Genomic DNA, 20,325 nt, shown 5'->3' on the forward strand with positions numbered 1-20,325 from the left:
CTGCTGGTGATCTGGATCGTCCCGCTTCTCAGCGTGGGGGTCTTGCCGCATCCGGCGGTCGCCGCGGCGACGCTCGCCTCGGCGGCCCGCGTGGTCGTACCGCGCACCTCACTCAGCGCCGCGTGGCCGGTGGCCAGGACGAGAAGTGCCGCGGCCGCCACGGCCCCGAAGAATGATTTGTTCCTCAACATCACGCAATTCCCTCTGCCGGGCGAATTCCGGCATACGTAGGTAGGGAAACCAGGTGCTCCTGCTGCGTCGGGATGGGCGGCGCTCGTCCCTTCTCGCCGCGGGAGGGCAGAATGACTACAGGCGCGCGATCGGGTCGACATCACGCCTGTTCAACCCGCTCGTCGGTGGTGCTGAGGCGGAGGGGGCCCGTACCCGCCCGCTCGGCGTTCACCGCTCGTCGGGCTGTCGAATGTTAGCGTTAACAGTTTTTTGGCGCGGAGTACTCCTCTCTCATCGGCCGCCGGACATGACGGTGCTGGGGAGCAAATCCGAAACGCCGAGCCCTGTCAAGAATGGGACGTTGCACCGGCCGTACGTCATCCGGAATCGAACCGATTCCGCTGTTTCCGACCAGGCGGGGCGTCGCGGTCACGACCGGCGCGCGCGATGAAACTTTCGGCGGAACCGGCCTTCCGTCCGGCGGCCCGGCCACCTGCCGTTTCGGAAGGAGCGGCGGCCGGCGCGCGAGCGGCTTCCTCCTCACTCCGGCCGGACCTCGACCCGGCCGGCGCGACGTCACCTGCAGCCCAGGAGTCATCGCGGTTCGCCGCGACGGCGGCGGTGAGCGGGGTCGGTGGGCGGATGGACGAGCTGGTTCCGCCCGGACCCGATCCGGTCCGGTAAGGCCCGCCCGAGGCTGAAAGTTTCATCGTCGCAGGGCTGTGACCTGCACTGACGGGGCCGCCGCTGCGGGGGTGCTGGCGCATGCCATCTCCCGATCGCACGATCCGGGCGAGAGCCTCGGCCCCCGTGCCTGCCGCCGCGGGGCGGGTGCGAGCCCGTCGTCGTCGGAGGAACACGCATGCGAGCACATACGCGGCCGCTGAACAGAGGTTCGGCGCTCGCCGTGGCCGGCGTCATGCTGGCCGTCATCACCGCCGCGGTGCCCGCCGCCTCCGCCGCGGCGCCCGCAGCGGCGGCCGCCCGCGCCGCCGCGGCCGAGCCCGCGTTCAACTACGGTGAGGCGCTGCAGAAGTCCTTCCTGTTCTACGAGGCGCAGCAGTCCGGGCGCCTGCCGTCCACCAACCGGGTGACCTGGCGAGCCGACTCCACCGTCAACGACGGCAGGTCTGCGGGAGTGGACCTGTCCGGCGGCATGTACGACGCGGGCGACCACGTCAAGTTCGGCTTCCCGATGGCGGCCATGACCACGACGCTCGCCTGGGGCGGCGTCGACTACCGGGCGGCGTACCAGAGCTCCGGTCAGCTGCCGTACCTGATGAACACCCTGCGCCAGGCCGGCGACTACTTCATCAAGGCCCACCCCGAGCCGAACGTGCTGTACGTGCAGGTCGGCGACGGCAACGAGGACCACTCCTACTGGGGCGCGCCCGAGACCGTCGAGGCCAAGGGGCACAAGCGCCCGGTCTACCGGATCACCGCGTCGTGCCCGGGGACGGACGTCGCCGCCGAGACCGCCGCAGCCATGGCCGCCTCGTCGATGGTGTTCCGCCCCACCGACCCGTCCTACGCCGACACGCTCCTCACGCACGCCCGGCAGCTGTACACCTTCGCGGACTCGACCAAGGGCACCAACGGCCGGGACACCGCGTACGTCAACTGCGTCGGCGCCGCCCAGGGCTTCTACAACTCCACCGGCGAGGGCGGCCAGGTCGAGGGCGCGACGAAGATGTACTGGGACGAGCTGGCCTGGGCGTCCATCTGGCTGTACCGCGCGACCGGCACCACGAGCTACCTGGACAAGGCGCGCGCCTTCTACCCGAAGATGGGCACTCAGGAGGACCCGGGGAGCAACGGCGTCCAGGTGCCGGTGTTCAACTTCGGGTTCGGCTGGAACGACAAGCAGTACGCGGTCTACGAGCAGATGGCCGAGCTGACCGGTGAGCAGCCCTACCGGGACGACGTCCAGCGCTACCTCGACTACTGGACGGTCGGGTACAAGGGGAGGAAGGGCACGATCACCCCGGGCGGGCTGGCCTACATCTTCTACTGGGCCTCGCTGCGCATGGCCGCCAACACCGCCTTCGTCGCCCTGAAGTACGCCGACCACCTCGGCACGGCCGACCCGCTGTACGCGCGCTACCACGCGTTCGGCAAGCGGCAGATCGACTACTCCCTCGGCGACAACCCCCGCCGCGCCAGCTACATGATCGGGTTCGGCGCCGGCCCGCCGCGCAACCCGCACCACCGGGGCGCGCACGGCGCGTGGACCAACGCGGGCCCGAACTCCGAGCCCGCCATCAGCCGGCACATCCTGTACGGCGCCCTGGTCGGCGGCCCGGACGCCGCCGACTCCTACACCGACGACCGCGGTGACTACGTCAAGAACGAGGTCGCCCTGGACTTCAACTCCGGCATCACCAGCTCCCTCGCCGTCCTGTACGGCCGCTACGGTGGTACGCCGCTCGCCACGCTGCCCCGCGAGACCCCCGACGGGCCGGAGTTCACCCTGGAGCCGACCATCACCCACCAGGGCCGGGAGACCACGGCACGCACCTATGTGATCAACAAGTCGGCCTGGCCGGCGACCGTGCTCGACCAGGCGAGGTTCCGCTACTACTTCACCCTCGACGGCGCGACGACGCCGGGCCAGGTGACGGTCGGCGCCTCCTACTCCCAGTGCCGGACGCCCACCGGCCCGCACCTGCTGGAAGGCCGCACCTACTACGCCGAGGTCGACTGCACCGGGACGCCGATCTTCCCGGGCGGGCAGTCGGAGTACCGGCGTGAGGTGCAGCTCAAGGTGGGCGTGTCCGAGGGCGGCACCTGGGACCCGTCCAACGACTGGTCGGCCAAGGGCGCGGCGAACATGACGCTGTACGACGACGAGGGCCGGCTCATCTGGGGCACCCCGCCCGGCGGCCCCGGCCCCTCGCCGAGCCCTTCTCCCTCGCCCAGCCCGAGCCCATCCCCCTCTCCTTCGCCCAGTCCGTCCCCGTCCCCGTCCCCATCGCCGTCTCCCTCTCCGTCGCCGTCCACCGGGACGGGATGCACCGTGGCGTACGCGGTCAACGACTGGGGCGGCGGCTTCTCGGCCAACCTGACGCTGACCAACCGGGGGAGCTCGGCCGTGAACGGCTGGACGCTCCGCTTCGCCTTCCCCGGCACGTCGCAGAAGCTCACCCCGCCTGGCTGGGGGGCCACGTGGAGCCAGTCCGGCACTCAGGTCACGGCGGTCAACCTCGACTGGAACCGGACCCTGAACCCCGGACAAGCGGTGCAGATCGGCTTCAACGGCACCTACAGCGGCAGCAATCCCAAGCCGTCCGCCTTCACCCTGAACGGCACCACCTGCTCCTGACCGGGCCGCGGCCCCACCCGCCTGCACGGGGCCGCGCCGCCCGCCTGAAGAAGGAAGGTTCCATGCGCGTCCATCGATCACGCGTTCTCGCCGCGACCCTCGGCGCGGGGCTGCTCTTGGCCTCCGGCGCCTGGCTCGCACCGGCGGACGCCGCCGCCCGTCGCCCGCCGTCCGAGGCGAGCGCGGCGTACGCCGTCGCCCCGCCGGGCGCGCCGAGCGGACTGTTCGTCTGCCCTCTGCCCGTCTCCCCGGGGGGCAGTGACCTCGGCATCGGCGTGTCCTTGTGCTGGAGCCCGGCCGCCGGGGAGACGGGCGGTGTGGTGGGGTACGACGTCCAGATGCTGCGGAACGGTGCCTACACCACGATCCGCTCCACGACCGGGAACTCGGCGATCATCAGCGGCCTCACCGCGGGTGAGCGGTACACCTTCCGGGTCGTCGCCAGGGACAAGGCGGGGAACGTGAGCCGCCCCTCCAACGAGGTGACGGCCACGGCGGGCCGCCTCGGTGGCATGGTGCCGCCCACTCCGAGTCCGAGCCCGCCCGGTGACCCGGTACCGACCCCGACCTCGGGCCCCTCGGGCAGCCCCGCGTCGACCCCGAGTCCGAGCCCGCCCGGTGACCCGGTGCCGCCCACCCCGACTCCGACCCCCACCTCGGCCCCCGACACCACGCCGCCGACCCGGCCCGGCGGCATCACGCCCCGCACCGTCTACCTGAACAACGCCGCCGGCCTGAGCTGGACGCCGTCCACCGACGCCGGCGGCGTCGCCCGATACGAGGTGTACGTGCGCAAGGCCGGCGCGTTCGTCCGCGCGGACGCCTCGGTCACCGTCGGCGCGGGCGGTGCCGAGGCCGTGATCGGCGGGCTGACCGGGGGCCGCGACCATCTGTTCTACGTGGTCGCGGTCGACGCCGCCGGCAACATCAGCGAACCGTCCGACCTGGTGACGGCCAGGGCGACGACAGAGCCACCCGGCCCGGCCCCGAGCCCGGGCGTCGATGTCACCCCGCCCAACCAGCCGACCGGCGTCGGCGTGCAGGGCGGGCTCGGCGTGCCGGGCGGAATCGCCCTCTACTGGAATCCCACCAGCGACGACAGCGGCACGCCTCCCCGGTACGACCTGTACATGCGCACCGCGATGAGCTACGCGTACCAGGGGGAGAACGCGACGCCGCGTGACATCGTCATCGGCCTGGAGGGCGGGCGGCCGTACACCTTCCAGGTGGTCGCGCGCGACGCGGCCGGCAACCTGAGCGCGCCGTCGCAGCCGTTCACGGCCGTCGCCCAGCCGGAGGGAACGCCCGCGCTCACCTGCGCGGTCGCCTACTCCAGCACCACCTGGGCGACCGGCTTCACCGTCACCATCAAGATCACCAACGGCGGCGCCACGGCGATCCAGGGCTGGCGTCTCGGATTCGACTTCGAGCACGCCGGCCAGCGGCTGACGTACGGCTGGGGCGCCACCTGGGATCAGTCCGACAGCGAGGTCAACGCGGTCAACCTCGACTGGAACCGGACCATCGCCCCCGGCGCGTCCCTCTATCTCGGCTTCAACGGCACCCACACCGGCACCAACCCACCCCCCGCGACCATCACCCTCAACAACACCCGCTGCTCCCAGAGCTGACTTACCCTCCTCTCCGGCCCCGGCGCACCCGCCCTCATCCCTATGAGGGCGGGTGCGCCGGGACCGTCATTACGCCGCCTGCGCACGTGCACTCCCCGCCACCGCCGCCATCGCTCATTCCGGTACTCCGCCGGCGCGGGTCATCAGGGCACGAAATACGCTGTCGCGCCTGCGCATAGCCCAGGCCGTACTCTGCTCCAGGGCGATGACTCACTTTCATTCTTGCCCTCTCGGCGGAAGAAGTCGTGTGCTTAGATTGCCACTGTGAACAGCGAATCAAAGACCGATTCGGCGCGCCGGGAGACGGCCGGCGATGACGGGAACCGGTTTATCTAAACCACTACCTGGATTATCCGAAGTCGGAAAGTCCGTTTTTACCTGTTATCTGGAGGGGTCTCTTTGATGAGCGTCGAGCCTTTCCCCGGCCCGGAGTCTCCCCGCACGCGTTTCGGCGCCGAGATGCGCCGCCTTCGGGAGGCCGCTCAGCTCTCCCAAGCCGCAGTGGCCGCACGCTTGGGCTGCACCCAGACCCAGGTGAGCCGCCTGGAGGCGGGCACCAGGACGCCGTCGAAATCTGACGCGGAGCGACTCGACCGGCTCTTCGGCAGGGAAGGCGGCAGCTACTTCGCGGGGCTGCATCGCCGCATCGTCGCCCGCCCGGGCGGTCCGATCTGGTTCGAGGGCTGGGCCGAAGAGATCGAACCCACCGCCCTCGTCCTCCGCTCCTGGGACCCCCTATTGATCCCGGGGCTCCTCCAGACCGAGGCTTACGCCCGGCAGCTGTTCAGCCGTGGCCCGCGAGCCGTCCCCGAGGACGTGGAAAGGCAAGTCGAGGCCCGCATGCGACGCCGAGAGATCCTGGACAAAAAGGAGCCCCCTTGCTCCTCGTCCTCATCGACGCGGGCGTACTACATCGCCGGGTCGGTGGATCGGAGGTGATGCGAGAGCAGCTCGACTATTTGCTCGAGGTCGCTCTACGGCCTGCCGTCACCGTTCAGGTCGTCGATCCCGACTGCCTGGCGGGGCTGGCCGGAGCCTTCATGATCGCGGAGTTGCCGAACGGTCAGGCGGATGTCGTTCACGCGGACTCGCCGGTTCAGGGTCAGATAACGAGTGAGCACGAATTCGTGGTATCCATCCGCAACCGATATGAAGCCGTAAGAGCGTGGGCCTATCCTGAGCATGTATCTCTGGCAATGATCGAGGAAGCGAGGCGGGAATGGACCTGAGTGGTGCCGTGTGGCGGAAGTCGTCACACTCGTCCGACAACGGCGGGCAGTGCGTCGAGGTCGCCGGCAACCTTCCCTGTGGGGTGGCGGTACGGGACAGCAAGGTTCCGGGTGGACCTGAGCTTCTTTTCGGCCCTGCCGAGTGGCGATCCTTCATCAACGTCATCAAGGCCGGCAGCCTCCCCTCGCAGTCCTGATGCATCGCCATCCGTCACCTTCACTCCCGATCTCACCGACACCGACTTCGCCGCCTTGTCGGCTCACTCGTCGGCCGCTGGAAGGTCTCTTGGTCGATGAGCGCCTCCGATACCGGCTGCAGCGTGATCCCGAAATTGTTTCGGGATCTCCGTCTGTCGATCGTCGCGGACGAATGCCCGTATGGGTGGAGATCGCAATGATCCGGTCGCCACGGCACGCCCGCCGCTTCACCCTTCCTGGTCGGCGTCCCACTGATCCTGTGCATCATCCGGTGGATCGAACCGGCGCAGGATGTCGTTGGCGAGATCATGCCGGTCCTGCTTGGCGATGGCCAAGGCCATGCGTTTGACGAGCAGGCGGCGGTCTTGGCCGTCCTCGGGAAACTCCGCGCGCACGAACGCCTCGAAGTGATCGGCCCCGGTCTTCTCGTCGTCCTGTGGCCCGTATCCGTTCGGGCTGTGACCGTTGCCGAAAATGTGGTCGTCTGACGGAGCGGACCCGAACTCGGGCACATACCGCATGAACGTCTCTGGTATCTCGTGATTGTTGGCGGCGGAGGAGAGCTTCGCCAGGAGGCCGATGTCGTTCACCGTCTTCTCCACCTGGTCATCGTTCCTTGCCAGGTGCCAGACCACCGCACTGCCCGGGTCCTTCAACACGTCCTGGCTCAGGTACTCTCGCTTGCTCTGCTCGAACTTGCGACCGTGCTCCCAGACGTCCTTCTTCTTGCGTACTGTGGCGAGTTCCTCCAGTCGATGCCGGTCCTCCTCAGGCAGGACGAGGTCGACGGACTCAGCCATCGCTTCCAGGCAGCCGCCGCGATCGGCCTGCATCCTCGCCAGCACGCCGCCGAGTTCATATCGGACCAGCGATACCTCGCGTGGGTCTCGCTTCTCGGTGATCTCACGAGCGCGCCTCAGGACGTCGTCGACGGCGAGCGCGGCCATGTTCGCGGTCGTCTCGACCATCACGTTCTGCCGCGGTGACCAGACCACCGTCGCCGAGAAGAGGAAGCAGTAGTCCGGACACTCGCTCGGCAGCTGCACGTTGGTGATGGGCTCCTGCCGACGTTCGACGGGCGGTGGGGAAGGATCGTACGGAGGATCGGGATCGAATAGCGGCAAGCGCCGTGATGCACGGTCGCTCATCACTGTCCGGACCAGCAGGAACACCGCGATGGCCCCTGTGAGGGGCACCCACACCCACCAGGGGGCGAACAGGATGAGCCCGGTGAGGATCACCCCGCCGGTGACGGCCAAGAACACCGTCATGGGACTGCGTCCCGAACTCATGACACCCTCCTCAGCTGAACGCCAGGCCTTGCGCAATGTCGATCTTCCACAGGAGCAGTTCGCGGATGCTCTCGCGGAGTGGCCGGTCGCGGGTCATGTCGAAGAGCCGGGCCAAAACGCTCGTCTGCTCCGCACCGCCCGCGACGAGCACATCGAGCAGAGCGTCCCGGTGCCGCTCATCCTCGCCCGCCAGCACCAGCCACTCCCGCGCCCGCGTGGCCCATACGTCATACGGGATGTAGGAGAAGGCAAGGCTCCAAGCGGTTTCCACGTGCTCGCGTACGAGCTTCTGATCAATTGGCGCACGGTCATGCCGCCTTAGGTTGGTGAACATATCCGGCACGGCTACACGCAGAAAGAGGTCGGCATCGACTGGTAGCCTTCTGAGTTCCGGTGACGTTATGCGGTGCAGTAGGTACTGTAAGCAGCGCCGGTCGCTGCCTATCAGTTCAGCGAGCGCCATACAGGCACGGCTGCCGCGCTCCCGTCTTGCCATGTGGTGGAGGCGGACCACGGCTTGATCAGGATGGTTGACGACTATTTGGTCGCGGCAGGCCACGATGATTGTTTGAGCGAGTCCGTTCGGCAGATTGTTCCGGCTCGACCAGTCATAGACTTTACGGCGAAAGAACGACCCGTGCTGTTCGTCCTGCAGGCAGTGTTGGAGGACGAGTGCGGCGGCTTCCGTTCGATGAAGATTGTCTGGTCGTTCAGTCCATTTCTCGATCAGCGCTACCAGATTGCCCCGATATCTTTCATTGAGGAGTAGCCCGGTGAAACGGGTGATGACTTCGTGACGCCGGTCTCGACCGAGATCAGGTGATTTGACAATGGTTCCGATCCACTCCTGGATCGCCATGCGAAGCTCTGGCATGTGAGTCCAGAAATGCTTTGGAATCGCCGAGGCGTAACCAAGTGATTGGAAGCGCACACCGCCCGAGGCGTCGATCCTCGCGTTGATCTTCTTGAGCCTGGAACCTATGCCACTACGCTCCAGAATCGATCGTGGGTCGTCTGGATATTTGACGGTCTGCAGCAGAGTCGCAGTTGCGTGGTGAATCGTGTCAGGATGAGCTCCATGCAGCATCGCTGTGGTCAGAATGAGCGCCCGCTCAGGTCCGGTGTCCCGTTCGGACACCCAGACGGCCACATCCTCCTCTAGGCCGTTAAACACTTTGGCGGCGCTGTCGCACCATGAGAGGAAGGTTCCTCTGTCGTCGTTTTTTCTGGCTTCCGTGACGAGTTGAGCGTATCGTGAGATGTCATATAGCGAATGTGTTTCATCCAGGAAAGGAATGTTGGGTAGGGGGTCTGGCGGGATGGTATTCTCCGCTCGGAGATGTCGATCAAGTACCTGGCTTTCCGAAGGGCGGGATATCTCTATCTGATATCGGTTGAACTCCACTGCGAGATCTGTGCAGTGATCCGGCAAGATAATGACAAGGTAGGCGGAGCGTTCTTGCGCGATGGCTCGAAGGGTGGACAGGTGATACTGTGCACTATTCCAGTGCGGCCCGTTGTCGCCGGAGAGGTCCAGCCACATTCGGTCGCCGTCGGATATGAGGCTGAAGTCCAGTGTCGATGTGCCCTCCTCTTCTTCGGCGCGCCCAAGGCTTGGTGGGAGCTTGTGAATGCCATCGGCGTCTGGACGTAGTTGCCATAACAATGCCTTCGCCGTGGCGGTCCGGCCACTGCCGGGAGGCGCGGCGAGCAGAACGGTTCTGTATCTTTTCAAGATCGAACAGGCTCCACTGAACCCTCGTGGTTTCACGAAGCGCTGCGAAAGCCACTCGATGTCGTCTGCGGCTTGCTTGAGTGGGGTTCTCCCATGCGAGTCTTTCAATGAGAAATTGTAATAGTTGTTCTGCTCTCCTGGGCCGGTGTTCACGCTTCCCTGGACTCTGGATATGTACGTGCTAAGCCAGTCGTTCAACTGTCGTCCTCGTCCTGCTGCGGCGAACGGAAGCGGTGGTTGTTGCCGCCGTAGTTATCGCCCTTGAAGTATGTTGCCCCGTCGCCGAAGAAGTTGTGGCTTTCGCCCTTCCCGGTGTTAACAGAGCCGTAGACATCCCGGATGTCGCTGTGGTGGATGTTCTTGACGATGTTGCCCGCGTCGCCGGCGACCTCGCCGGCTTGCACGCTCGGCCCATAGACGTCGCGCGCAGTATTGGTCGTGGTGCCGGGTTCCGCGGGACGGTCGTTCTCCTTTGCGGCCTGCATGTCGGCCTCCTTGAGCGCCGGGACGAGCCGGGCTAGTTCGTCGCCGATTCGAGCCAGGTCGGCCCGGTTGTCGCGGGTGTCCAGGCGGAGGTAGTGAGCTTCGGTGAGAAATTCCAGCTCAGGCGGGAGGTCGGCCGCCTTCAGTCGTTCGGTCGTGCGCCCTTTCAGGATGGGGATGACATGTATGCCGAGCTCGTAGGCTTCGAGGATTTCACGGCGGACCCAGTCCTTCTCGCCGTGCAGTCGAGGGTCGAGTGACCAGTTCGGTCCGATCACGGCCAGCAGGACGGAGCTGCATCGCACGGCGCGCAGCAGCTCTCGGGGGAATGGTTGGCCCGGTGTCATGGATTTCGCGGCGAGGAAGACGTTGTCGTCGCCGAAACGGTCGGAGAGCACCTTGTCGATCAGGTTGGCGGCTTCGTCGCCGTCGCCGGTGCGGTAGTTGATGAACACCTCGTGCACTCGGCTGATCCTTTCTATGGGGTGACGGTGTGTATCGCGGTGTCGAGCCGGGGGATCAGGTCGCGTACCGAGGCGTTTCCCGGGTGGCGCGACAGCGTACGAGCCAGGGCGCGAAGGTCCGCCGCGATGGTGGTGGAGCCGACGGCGACGACGCCGTCGAGGAGTTCGCCGGCAAGCCTGCAGGCGTGGTCGACCTCGCCGGCCACGGCATAGGCGAGCGCGCGGCGGATGCCGTAACGAACTCGTGTGCGTATCGCTCCCGGTGGTACGCGGGCAAGCTGAACGTCGAACACCTCGGCGGCCGCGCGTGGACGCCCGAGGTCGTAGAGGCACCAGCCTCTGATCATCTCCGCGGGATCCGGGAGGTTGGCGGTCCCGATGACCGGTGTCCCCGGCTCGGGCGTGTGGCGGTCGAGCAGCGTACGGGCACGTTCCAGACCGCGCATGCAGGCGTCATGGTCACCGGCGAGGGCGTGCCCCTGGGCTTCCCGCTGGGCCGCCAGACCATGGATGCGCGGGAGGACGTTGCCCCGCTGCGCCCGCCGGGCGAGTTCCACCGTCTGTCCGGCGTCGTTCTGGTACAGGGTGACGAGCGCGTGACGTACCAGGCCGTAAGCCGCGAGGTCGTGATCGCCGCCTGCGGCCGCCAGTTCCACGGCGCGGCGCGTCCACCACAGCGCGGCCTGGTCGTCCCCGGCCTCCTGCACCAGCCAGCCGACGTACTCGGCGTACCGTGAGGCGAGGACGAGCACGTCCCGGCGGGTGGTCGAGCCTGCCCGGGCGGACAGTTCCTGCAGCGTGTGGGTCTGGGCGATGAGGGCGGGCAGCAGCAGTCCCGGATCGGCCGTCTGGCCGAGGCTGCGGTACTGATCGAACAAGGAGCGCGAAACGCCGAGAAGGTTCATGTCATCGACGCCGCCCGTACCGGGCCTGCCGATGCTCATGGCCGCGATCGACGACGCGCCGGCCGCCATCACCTGCCGTCGGCTCACCGCCTGGAACCGGCTCCCGCCGTCCGGCGACAACTGCATCAGCCACACCTCCTCTTCACTGTTCGCGGCATGGGCGGTTCTTGCTTCGCTTACCGGCTGTCTGGCCAGGGCGATGAGTGCGCCTCCGGCGTTCAGTTCGTTGTCGCAGAGACCGGCCAACTGACGGCTTGGAGCCCTGCCACCCCGTTCGATCTTGCTCAGTTGCCCTTTGCTGTAGTGCAGGCGGCGAGCCAGGTCGGTGAGGGTGAGGCCGGCCGCCAGGCGTCTTCTCCGCAGTTCCTCGCCGAACCTGATGGGCTGCTGGACCACACGAACCTCCGTACCGTCCGTCCGAACAGCCCGGGAGCCACCCTTGGAAGGGTGCGGCAGAGGGCATCGGACGGACAAGGCGAGCGCGGATGTTTCCCGTTTCCTCTTCGCCGAGGACATCACCTGGCGGAGTGCTGGGCGAGGGGGTGGGAGTGGCATTCTGGGGACATGGGGTTCAGGGGGTTTCCGGATGAGGCGTTGATCTTCTACGAAGGGCTGGAGGGGGAGAACTCCAAGGCGTACTGGGCGGAGCGCAAGGAGGTCTACGAGGCCGCGGTGCGGGCGCCGATGCAGGCGCTGATGGACGAGCTGGCCGGGGAGTTCGGGCCGGGCCACCTGTTCCGGCCGCACCGGGATGTGCGGTTCGCCCGGGACAAGTCCCCCTACAAGACCCATCAGGGCGCGTACGTCCGAGCAGGTGGGGAGGGGCTCGGTTACTACGTGCAGGTGGACGCGGACGGTCTGTACGCCGCGGCCGGTTGGTACGCGGCGGCGCCGGATCAACTGGAGCGCTTCCGCGGCGCGGTGGGCGACGACAAGGCGGGCGCCCGGCTGGCGGAGATCGTCGAGGGACTGCGCGCCGCCGGGCTGGCGATCGAGGGGGACCGGCTGAAGACCCGGCCGCGCGGCGTGGCCGAGGACCATCCCCGGCTTGATCTGCTGCGCCACCGCACGCTGCACGCGGGCCGCCGCTGGACGCCGGAGGGCTGGCTGCACACGCCCGAAGCGCTCGACCGGGTCCGCCGCACCTGGCGCTCGCTCGGCTCTCTGGTCGGCTGGCTGACCGAGAACGTGGGCCCGTCCGAGCTGCCGAGGCGCGGGCGCTGATCGAAAACGGCCCGCCGAGCCACTCTTTCCGGCCGGGTCGGCCGATCGTGGTCGTGGGACCGGTGTCGGCACTGCGTCGCGGGTCTTCGCCGCGTGCCGGACCCGGTACAGGTCCGGGGTTTTGGTTGCTCGCGGGAGCGCGAAGGGGTGGCTTGCCGGGGGCCGGAACGGGCCGCTCAGGACCTTGACCCGCGGTGCGGGGCGTACAAGGTGTGATGGGCGGTTCAACGGATGGTTAATTCGTGACAAACAGCACATCATGGGATGATTGGGATTAAACCTCCTGTCAGGGGAGGTTGAGCCGCCTTGGAACACGCAAGGGCGCCCAGGTCCGGAGACACCGGACGGGCGTGCGTGTCGAGGAGAATGATCATGAACACGATCACTCGGCGCCTGGCGACCGCGGTCACCGCTCTCACCCTCACGGGCGGTGCCCTATTCGCCTCGGCCGGTGCGGCCTCGGCGGCGACCCCGACGGGTGCCGTGGTCACCCAGTCCGTCGCCGGGCACGACCGTGGGGAGCACTCGCACGGCAAGCGCAACGTGTGGGACGGCCACCGCTGGTGGCACCGCTACACCTCCCATGGTGACTGGTACAGCACCGACCATGGCAAGCACTACCGCTTCGACGGCGACCACTTCTTCAAGTGGAGCGACGGGAAGTGGAAGCGCCTGTCGGCCGACTACGCCCGGCACCACGGCTTCGACCGCCGTGACTTCCCCCGGCACTGGCAGCACAACGGGCACGGGAACTCCGGGCACCACGGCTCCGGGCACTCCGGCCACGGCCGCTGAGCACCGGAGGGTGCACGGGATGCCGGCGGCATCGCCGCCGGCCTGATCCGGGCCCGAACGGAAGCCGGTAACGGGGGAGGACATTCCCCGGTGCCGGGCACGGACCGGTGCCACGGCCACGCGTCCCACAAGGACCGCGGGCCGTGGCCCGGTCTCCGGGGAGACGGCCGGTCCGGCGCGCGTACGTCGCTGTGCGCCGGTCGACCGCGGAACGCCCGCCGCCGGCCGGGCATAGGGTTGGGCGGCATGGCGCTGCGAATTGTTCAGGTGAACTTCAAGGCCCGGAACGACTCGGCGCTCGGCCGGTTCTGGGCCGAGGCGCTCGGTTGGGGGATTTCCAGCGAGGAGCCCGGCGTGACCAGTCTCGCCCCCGAGGGCTCCGCCTGGCCGGACCCCGACGGTTTCTTCATCGACCTCGTCACCGTCCCGGACCCCGAAACGGTGAGGTACCGCGTGCACCTGGACCTCGCCACCACCTCCGCGGCGCATCATGCGGAGTTGGTCGCGCGGCTGAAGGGGCTCGGCGCGACCTCCGCGGACGTGGGTCAAGGTGACGTCCCATGGACGGTCCTGGCCGACCCGGAGGGCAACGTGTTCTGCGTTCTCGAGCCTCGGGAGATCTACCGGGGCACCGGGCCGATCGCCGCGGTGGTGGTCGACTGTGATGATCCGCGGGCCATGGCCGGGTTCTGGGAGCAGGCGATCGACTGGACCCTGCACGAGGTGACCGACGATCATGCGCGGCTGCGGTCCGCCAAGGGCGTCGGTCCGTATCTGGAGTTCCTCCGCACGTCAGGCGTGCGGACCTGGTGGAATCGCATCCATCTCGACCTGCTGCCCCACCCCGTCGAGGACCAGGCGGCGGAGGTGGCCCGGCTGCGGGCTCTCGGCGCGAGGCCCGCCGACGTGGGCCAAGGCGACGTCCCCTGGCAGGTTCTGGCCGACCTGGAAGGCAACGAGTTCTGCGTCCTCGGCCGGGGCTGACGCGGGGCCCGGCCGGCCCGCACCGCGGACCCCCGCGACGGCTGCGGACCGGGCCTCGGCGACCCCGGCGCCTTCGCCGCCAAGGGCTGCCGATGGCACTGACGAGTTCGGCCGAAACCGGCCGCGTCCTTCCTTCCGCGTTGTCGCGGCTTGCCCGCGGTACGCCGTGGTGGGAACGGCGGGCGAAACCGCGTGACCCCGCCTGATCTTCAGACCTGACCCTCTCCGCCGGCCGGCGCGCCCGCCGGTTCCGCCGGATCGTCCGGGCGGCCGGGGACCAGCGGAGAGTGGGCGGCCGGGGGAGGGCCGGGGAGGCGGGCGGCGATGCCGTCCAGCAGGAAGTCCAGTCCGAGGGCGAACTGCTCTTCGGCGCTCGCGCCCTCCGGCCGGGCGAGCCAGGCGGTCAGGTGGGGCAGGCGCCCGTCGGCGGCGGCCAGCCGGTGCATGGCCGCGAAGGCGGCGTGCAGGCGCGTCGCGTCGTCCAGTCCGTGGCCGCGCTCGAATCGGGCCTCGGCGTCCTGCTGCAGGCCGCTGCCGAAGACGTGCCGGTCGAGCAGGGACGCGTAGGTCATCGCCTCGCCCGGACCGGCGCCCTGGCCGGCGAGGGTGGCGAGCATGAACTCGAGCCTGCGCATCACGTGCGGCCCGGCCGGAGGCCGGGTGTGCACCAGCAGGGCGCACCAGGGGTGCCGTCCGAGCATCCGCCAGGTGTCCACGGCGAGTGCGCGCAGGCCGGTCCGCCAGTCGCGGCCCGGTTCCGTGGGCAGCGGGACCTCGGCGGCGGCCGCGTCGAGCATGAGGTCGATCAGCCCTTCCTTGCTGTGCACGTAGCGGTAGAGCGCCATCGGGGTGTACGGCCCGAGCCGCGCGGCGACCGCCTTCATGGTCATGGCCGCAAGGCCCGCCTCGTCGGCCAGGGCCATCGCGGCGGCGACGATCTCGACTCTGCCCAGGGAACGCCGGCGCGGTGGAGGCGGCGGCTGGGTCCAGATCAGCGGGACGGGATCGGAAACGGTCTCGCGCACCCGGCCAGTATACGCTATAAACTCCTCGTATATCACGTAAACTTTCGCGTCGAGGGGTGCCGACATGCCCGAGAACAGGTCCACCACCAGCCGGTACGAACCCCGGGACCTCCGCCTCGGGGTGGTCCGCGGCATCAGCTACGGCCTGTTCGGCCCGCCCGGCGCCTTCGTCCCGCAGGCCCGCGCGCTCGGCGCCGGCCTGGTGCGGGCGTACGTGTACTGGGGACAGGTCGAGCCCGAGCCCGGCCACTACACCTTCGAGGCGGTCGACGCCCTGCTCGCCCAGCTCGACGGCGACGAGGAGGTCTGGATCACCCTGTGCTCCAGTTCCCCGTGGGCCACCCGGACGGCGACCGACTTCCTGCCCCCGTCCCCCGCCCGCGACATCGCCGCCTACGCCGAGTTCGTCCGGCGGGTGGTGCGCCGCTGCGCCGGGCGGGTGCGCTTCTGGCAGTGCGACAACGAGCCGAGCAACACCGGGCTGCTGTGGGCCGGCACCGCCGAGGAGTACGTCGCGCAGCTCACCGCCATGCACGCCGCCGCCAAGCAGGCCGACCCCGACTGCGCCGTCGTGCTCGGCGGCTGCGGGTACGACGTGCTGAGCGGCGGGGAGGGCAGCGAGCCGTGGCGGTTCTTCGAGCACGTCGTCGCGGCCGGCCGGGACGCCTACGACCTGTTCGACGTCCACCTGTACGGCGACGCCGCCCTGATCCCCGCGCACCTGGCCGCCGCCCGCCGGCTGATGGCCTCCGGCGGTCCGGTCAGGCCGATCGTGGCCGGCGAGTACGCCGCGCCCATCCCGTTCGAGTTCCCCGAGGTGGGCGCGGTGCTCTACCAGGAGCTGGCCGCGGCGTTCGCCGACGCGCCGCAGACGCAGAGCACGGCGGAACTGGCCGAGCGTGAGACGCGGGAGACCCCCGAGCGGCGCGCCATGAACGCGCTGTACGAGCGCATGGCCGAGCTGCCGCCCCGGCTCCAGATGTTCATGGAAGGCTGCCCGCCCGAGCTGTCGGCCAGGCGCGACCGGATCAACGGCCGCCAGCTCGTCATGGCCAACATGCAGGCCCTGGCCGAGGGCGTCCGCCGCACGGTCTACTGGAATCTGGCCCCCGAGGTGTCCGCCCCGGTGGACCACCGCCAGATCATGCATCTCATGTTCGGCAAGCTCGCCCTCATGGCCTACCAGGGCGACGACCTCGCCATCCACCGGCCCGCGGCCGGGGCCTTCGCCCTGCTGGCCGAGCGGCTGGCCGGGGCGACCCGTGTGACCCGCGTCGCCGTGGGCGACCGGCCGTCGCTGCGGGCCTTCGAGGCCGACCGCGGCGGGCGCGGGCCGCTGCTGGTGCTCTGGGACGAGCGGGACCCGTTCGACGGGGAGGACGAGCCGCCGGTCACCGTGACCCTGCCCTGGACGGCCCCCGCCGTGACCGCCGTGGATGCGCTCGGCGGACGCCCCGCCGCCGAACTCCGCGACGGCCTGCTGCGCCTGCCCGTGACGGACACCCCGGTCTTCCTCACCGCCTGACGGCCGCCGCGTCCTTCGGCCCGCCACAGTGCACGCGGAGAGCGTGGTGCCATCGCAGCCATGACGAGCACGGCACCGGAGGCCAGGGGGCGAGCCGGGCCGTGCGGGTCAGGGTGGGCCGAAGCCGATGCGGGCGTTGGGGTGGGCGTACAGGCTGTAGGCGAGCCAGCTGGGGTCGCCGGGGAAGGCGGCGCGGACCTCCGCACGCGCGGCACGGGCCGCCGTGGCCAAGGTGCGCCCCTCTTCGAGATGCCGGTAGAACGCCTGGGCGAAGCCGGCCGCCACTTCGTCGGTGACCGACCACTGGGCGCCGATCAGCCCGCCGCACCGGCAGCGGCGCACCCACGCGTCGGCCCAGCCGCCCAGGCGGGTCAGCGACCAGCCCTGGCCGCCGACCCGGCAGGCGTTGAGCACCACCAGCGGGCGCGCCTCGGCCACCGCGGCCTGGCGCGGTCCGTACAGGTCCTCGGCCTGCAGCGCGTGGCCGTCGGCCAGCATGAGCTCCGCCTCGTCCGGGTGCGCGGCGTTGATCTCCCCATGGCAGGCGAAGTGCCACAGCCCGATCGACGGGTCGCGCAGCAGCGCGTGCACCGCGGCGCGGTCGGCGAACACGGGACTCGCATCGTCGATGCCGTGCCGCCCGGCCAGCGCCGCCAGTCGCTTGCGCTCCTCGGCCACCGCCGGCAGCGAGGCGAACCCGGGCGCGGAGCCGGCCTCCACGCAGGCCAGCCGGCCGACCTCGATGCGCGCCGGTGCGGCGGACGAGCCGGCCAGCCAACGCGCCAGGTCGAACCGCGCGGCCCAGAAGTCGTCGTCGACGCCCGGCCACCCGTCATCGTCGAAGGGGCGCACCAGTTCCCAGGGAATCCACGGCTCGTCCGAGGTGACCTGCAGCGAGCGGACGGTGTCGCGGAACCGGGCGTAGGCCCGGCGGACCTCCGGCGACAGCACCTCCCGGTAGAGCCGTTCGCCGAAGGCGCGCAGCTTCTCGTCGGTGTCCTCCGGTGCCAGCCGCTCGATGCGGCGCAGCAGCCGGTCGCGCTGCTCGTCCGGCGAGCCCGCCAGCACCACCTCGCCGGCCTCCTCGTAGTGGTGCCCGGCCGCGCCGTTGGGGGAGTGCAGGATGTAGCGCAGCACGGTCCGCCCGTCGCGGGCCTCCACCAGCACGCGCAGGTCGAGATCGGGCGGTGGGGCGTACCCGCCGCCGAGCCGCACGGTGGCCGGGCCGACCGGCTCGGGCTCGCCTTCGCCTCGCACGGCCTCCGTCCCGGCGGGGGCGACGGTGACGGTGACGGGTACGCTCGCCAGCAGGCGGCCGTCCTGTCGCAGGTCGGCGCGCAGCGTGTGCTCGCCAGGGGTCACCGCGCGGATGGCGAACGCCGCCAGGTCGGTGGTGCCGTCCGCGCGCACCGTCAGCCGGCGCACGGTCTCGTCCGTCACGGTGACCCCGGCGTCGTGGCCCGCCGGCAGGTGGACCTCCACGTGCCGCCCGGCGTGGACGGCGGCGAGCTCCGCCTCGGCGCCGGGAGCGGCGGTGAGGCCGACGACGATCACGCCCCGCGCCCCGGCGGCGAGCCGCCGGGTGGCGTAGACCGCGGTGCGGCACTCCAGCACCGGGCCGTCGATGCGGCGCAGCAGGCCGAGGGTGACGGCCTCCCACGGGTCCGCGCGGGCCTCGTCCCGGCCGGTCGGCGGGAGCCGGGACGGGGAGCGGGTCCGGCGAACGGCCGGGTTCCGGTGCTCCATGGCGTCCCGGATCCGCTCGGCCACCTCCGGGTAGGGGCGGAACAACTGCGCGAGGTCGAAGACGGCCCGGGGCCGCTCGGCCTCCCCGGCCTCGGCCAGCCGGCGCGCGGCCGCCGCCACTCGCGGGTACAGGTCGGTCCACCCGGGACCGATCAGGCGCGGCAACTCGTCCCAGAGCGAGCCGAGCAGCGCGGGGATCCGCGACAGGTCCATGTCTCACGCTCCCATCAGCACGAACGGTGCCCAGTGGTACGGCTCGGCGAAGGGACGGTGATCAGGGTCGTCGAAGCCGAACCTGATGGCGCCGGCCGCCGCCAGCTCGGCCGGCAGCCGCCTGCCCGCCCCGGAGTCCACCGGCGGCGACGCCTGCGCGGCGAAGTGCTCGGCGAGCTCCCCGGCGGTCACCGTGGCGAGCCACCGCTGTGCCCGGCGCAACGCGCGGTCCACCGGCAGCCGCTCGTCCAGGTGCCCCTGGTAGAAGCGGGTCATCAGCAGGGCCGTGGACACGTCGTCCACCGGCCACAAGGTGCCGATCACCGCCGCGGCGCCTGCCCGCAGGAACCCCGCGGGCAGGCCGACGGCCTCGTCCGGCAGGAACAGCAGCTCCGAGACCGCCGTCTGGCAGGCGGAGGCCACGACCAGGCGGGCGCCCTCGAAGCCGCGCCCGTCCAGCAGTTCGCGCAGCGTCAGCGGCACGTCGCCGGCCAGCAGCAGGTGGGACTCCAGCGGGTCGGTCACCGTGTACCGGCCATGGCAGGCGAGGTGGACGTAGGTGGCGGGCAGGCCGCCGGTCAGTGCGTCCTTCGTGGCCCGCTCGCCGTAGTGCGTGCGGGGCGCCGGAGCTCCCCGGCCGGTGAAGAGCGCGGCGACGTCCTCCAGTTCGGCGCGCGCGTACCGCAGGTCTCCGGTCGGGTCGGCGATCCCGGTGAGCGTGGCGGGCGCGGCCGACAGTCGCGCGGCTCGGGACAGGGCGTCGGCGTGTACCCACGCCGACGGCGCGTAGTGCACGTCGAAGTCGTCCAGCAGACAGGCGGTCTCGCCGTCGCGTCCGTACGGCGCGGCGTGCAGCGGCAGCGACGCCAGCCGCCCGCCGGGGACGAGCACCACCCCGGTCGCGTCGAGCTCGCGCAGTCGCGCCGCGAGTGGCGCGGCCAGGCGCGGTCCGACCTCGCCCAGGACGCCCGCGAGCACTGCCGCGAAGCCGGGATCGCCGGTGATCTGCTGCCACAGGAACGACCGCTCGGCGGTGGGGCCGCCGATGACCAGCCGGTCGATCGCCGCCGTGCTCAGCTCCGGGACCCAGAGGTCCTCGGCCGCCGGTTCGCCGTCGGGGCGGCGGTACGCCAGCAGCACCAGGCAGCCGCCGCCGGTGGGCACCAGGTAGGCCAGCGGCACACCGGGGCGTACGGCCGCCCCGATGTCGTCCAGGTCCGGCAGGGCCAGGAAGCGCTCGTACCCGACCCGCCGGCGGATCCGCTCGATCACCTCCGCCAGCGCGCCGCGGGCGGCGTCTATCCGCCCGCCCAGTTCACCCGGACCGCCCAGTTCACCCGGACCGCCCAGTTCACCCGGACCGCCCAGTTCACCCGGACCGCC

15 protein-coding genes and 1 pseudogene are annotated in these 20,325 nt (G+C 70.0%); 8 read left to right on the forward strand and 8 right to left on the reverse strand.

What is annotated here, in order from left to right; genetic code table 11:
• Positions 1-191: hypothetical protein (locus IEY93_RS36085; RefSeq protein WP_229691759.1), on the reverse strand; the 191-nt coding region annotated here is incomplete at its 3' end.
• 842 nt (positions 192-1,033) lie between these two features.
• Here IEY93_RS36085 and IEY93_RS36090 point away from each other — a divergent pair.
• The 4 genes and pseudogenes from IEY93_RS36090 (at position 1,034) to IEY93_RS36110 (ending at position 6,550) form a co-directional block, all read left to right on the forward strand.
• Positions 1,034-3,493, forward strand: a complete 2,460-nt coding sequence (locus IEY93_RS36090) for a glycoside hydrolase family 9 protein (protein ID WP_189167669.1) — start codon at positions 1,034-1,036, stop codon at positions 3,491-3,493.
• 62 nt (positions 3,494-3,555) lie between these two features.
• Positions 3,556-5,124 (forward strand): cellulose binding domain-containing protein, encoded by a 1,569-nt coding sequence (locus tag IEY93_RS36095; RefSeq protein WP_189167670.1) that lies wholly within the window; start codon positions 3,556-3,558, stop codon positions 5,122-5,124.
• A 402-nt stretch (positions 5,125-5,526) separates the two neighbouring features.
• Positions 5,527-6,353 (forward strand): annotated as a pseudogene (locus IEY93_RS39025) (helix-turn-helix domain-containing protein).
• Positions 6,344-6,550, forward strand: a complete 207-nt coding sequence (locus IEY93_RS36110) for a DUF397 domain-containing protein (protein ID WP_189167673.1) — start codon at positions 6,344-6,346, stop codon at positions 6,548-6,550. Before IEY93_RS39025 ends, IEY93_RS36110 begins: the two are co-directional and overlap by 10 nt.
• A gap of 228 nt (positions 6,551-6,778) precedes the next feature.
• Here the strand turns inward: IEY93_RS36110 and IEY93_RS39030 are convergent, their stop codons facing one another.
• From IEY93_RS39030 to IEY93_RS36130, 4 genes are read right to left on the reverse strand one after another with little or no spacing between them, the layout of a single operon-like run.
• A complete protein-coding gene (locus IEY93_RS39030; protein ID WP_203968708.1) occupies positions 6,779-7,843 on the reverse strand; it encodes a hypothetical protein in 1,065 nt (354 codons plus the stop codon).
• 10 nt (positions 7,844-7,853) lie between these two features.
• Positions 7,854-9,731 carry a hypothetical protein gene (locus tag IEY93_RS36120; RefSeq protein WP_189167674.1) on the reverse strand — a complete coding sequence of 626 codons (1,878 nt, stop codon included), beginning with the start codon at positions 9,729-9,731 and terminating at the stop codon, positions 7,854-7,856.
• A 41-nt stretch (positions 9,732-9,772) separates the two neighbouring features.
• Positions 9,773-10,525, reverse strand: coding sequence for a toll/interleukin-1 receptor domain-containing protein (locus IEY93_RS36125; protein WP_189167675.1), 753 nt, complete (start codon positions 10,523-10,525; stop codon positions 9,773-9,775).
• A 14-nt stretch (positions 10,526-10,539) separates the two neighbouring features.
• Entirely contained in the window at positions 10,540-11,826 is a 1,287-nt protein-coding gene (locus tag IEY93_RS36130) for a helix-turn-helix domain-containing protein (RefSeq protein ID WP_203968709.1), read from the reverse strand.
• A 168-nt stretch (positions 11,827-11,994) separates the two neighbouring features.
• Between IEY93_RS36130 and IEY93_RS36135 the strand changes: the two genes are divergently transcribed.
• The 3 genes from IEY93_RS36135 to IEY93_RS36145 all read left to right on the forward strand — a co-directional run bounded on the left by IEY93_RS36135 (position 11,995) and on the right by IEY93_RS36145 (position 14,433).
• The gene (locus IEY93_RS36135) at positions 11,995-12,654 is read left to right on the forward strand and encodes a DUF2461 domain-containing protein (RefSeq protein ID WP_189167677.1); all 660 of its coding nucleotides are present in this window, start codon (positions 11,995-11,997) and stop codon (positions 12,652-12,654) included.
• 372 nt (positions 12,655-13,026) lie between these two features.
• Complete coding sequence (locus tag IEY93_RS36140; RefSeq protein WP_189167678.1) at positions 13,027-13,449, forward strand: hypothetical protein; 423 nt, start codon at positions 13,027-13,029, stop codon at positions 13,447-13,449.
• 246 nt (positions 13,450-13,695) lie between these two features.
• Complete coding sequence (locus tag IEY93_RS36145) at positions 13,696-14,433, forward strand: VOC family protein (protein WP_189167679.1); 738 nt, start codon at positions 13,696-13,698, stop codon at positions 14,431-14,433.
• Positions 14,434-14,642: 209 nt separating this feature from the next.
• On the opposite strand, the gene IEY93_RS36150 is transcribed toward IEY93_RS36145, so the two are convergent.
• Entirely contained in the window at positions 14,643-15,458 is an 816-nt protein-coding gene (locus tag IEY93_RS36150; protein ID WP_203968710.1) for a TetR/AcrR family transcriptional regulator C-terminal domain-containing protein, read from the reverse strand.
• A 64-nt stretch (positions 15,459-15,522) separates the two neighbouring features.
• Here IEY93_RS36150 and IEY93_RS36155 point away from each other — a divergent pair, with 64 nt between their 5' ends.
• A complete protein-coding gene (locus IEY93_RS36155) occupies positions 15,523-16,983 on the forward strand; it encodes a hypothetical protein (protein ID WP_189167680.1) in 1,461 nt (486 codons plus the stop codon).
• 108 nt (positions 16,984-17,091) lie between these two features.
• On the opposite strand, the gene IEY93_RS36160 is transcribed toward IEY93_RS36155, so the two are convergent.
• Positions 17,092-18,942 (reverse strand): CHAT domain-containing protein, encoded by a 1,851-nt coding sequence (locus tag IEY93_RS36160; RefSeq protein WP_189167681.1) that lies wholly within the window; start codon positions 18,940-18,942, stop codon positions 17,092-17,094.
• A gap of 3 nt (positions 18,943-18,945) precedes the next feature.
• On the reverse strand, positions 18,946-20,325 hold a 1,380-nt coding region (locus IEY93_RS36165; RefSeq protein WP_189167682.1), incomplete at its 5' end, for a CHAT domain-containing protein.

It is taken from the genome of Sphaerisporangium melleum (assembly GCF_014646695.1).
Classification (GTDB): Bacteria; Actinomycetota; Actinomycetes; order Streptosporangiales; family Streptosporangiaceae; genus Sphaerisporangium; species Sphaerisporangium melleum.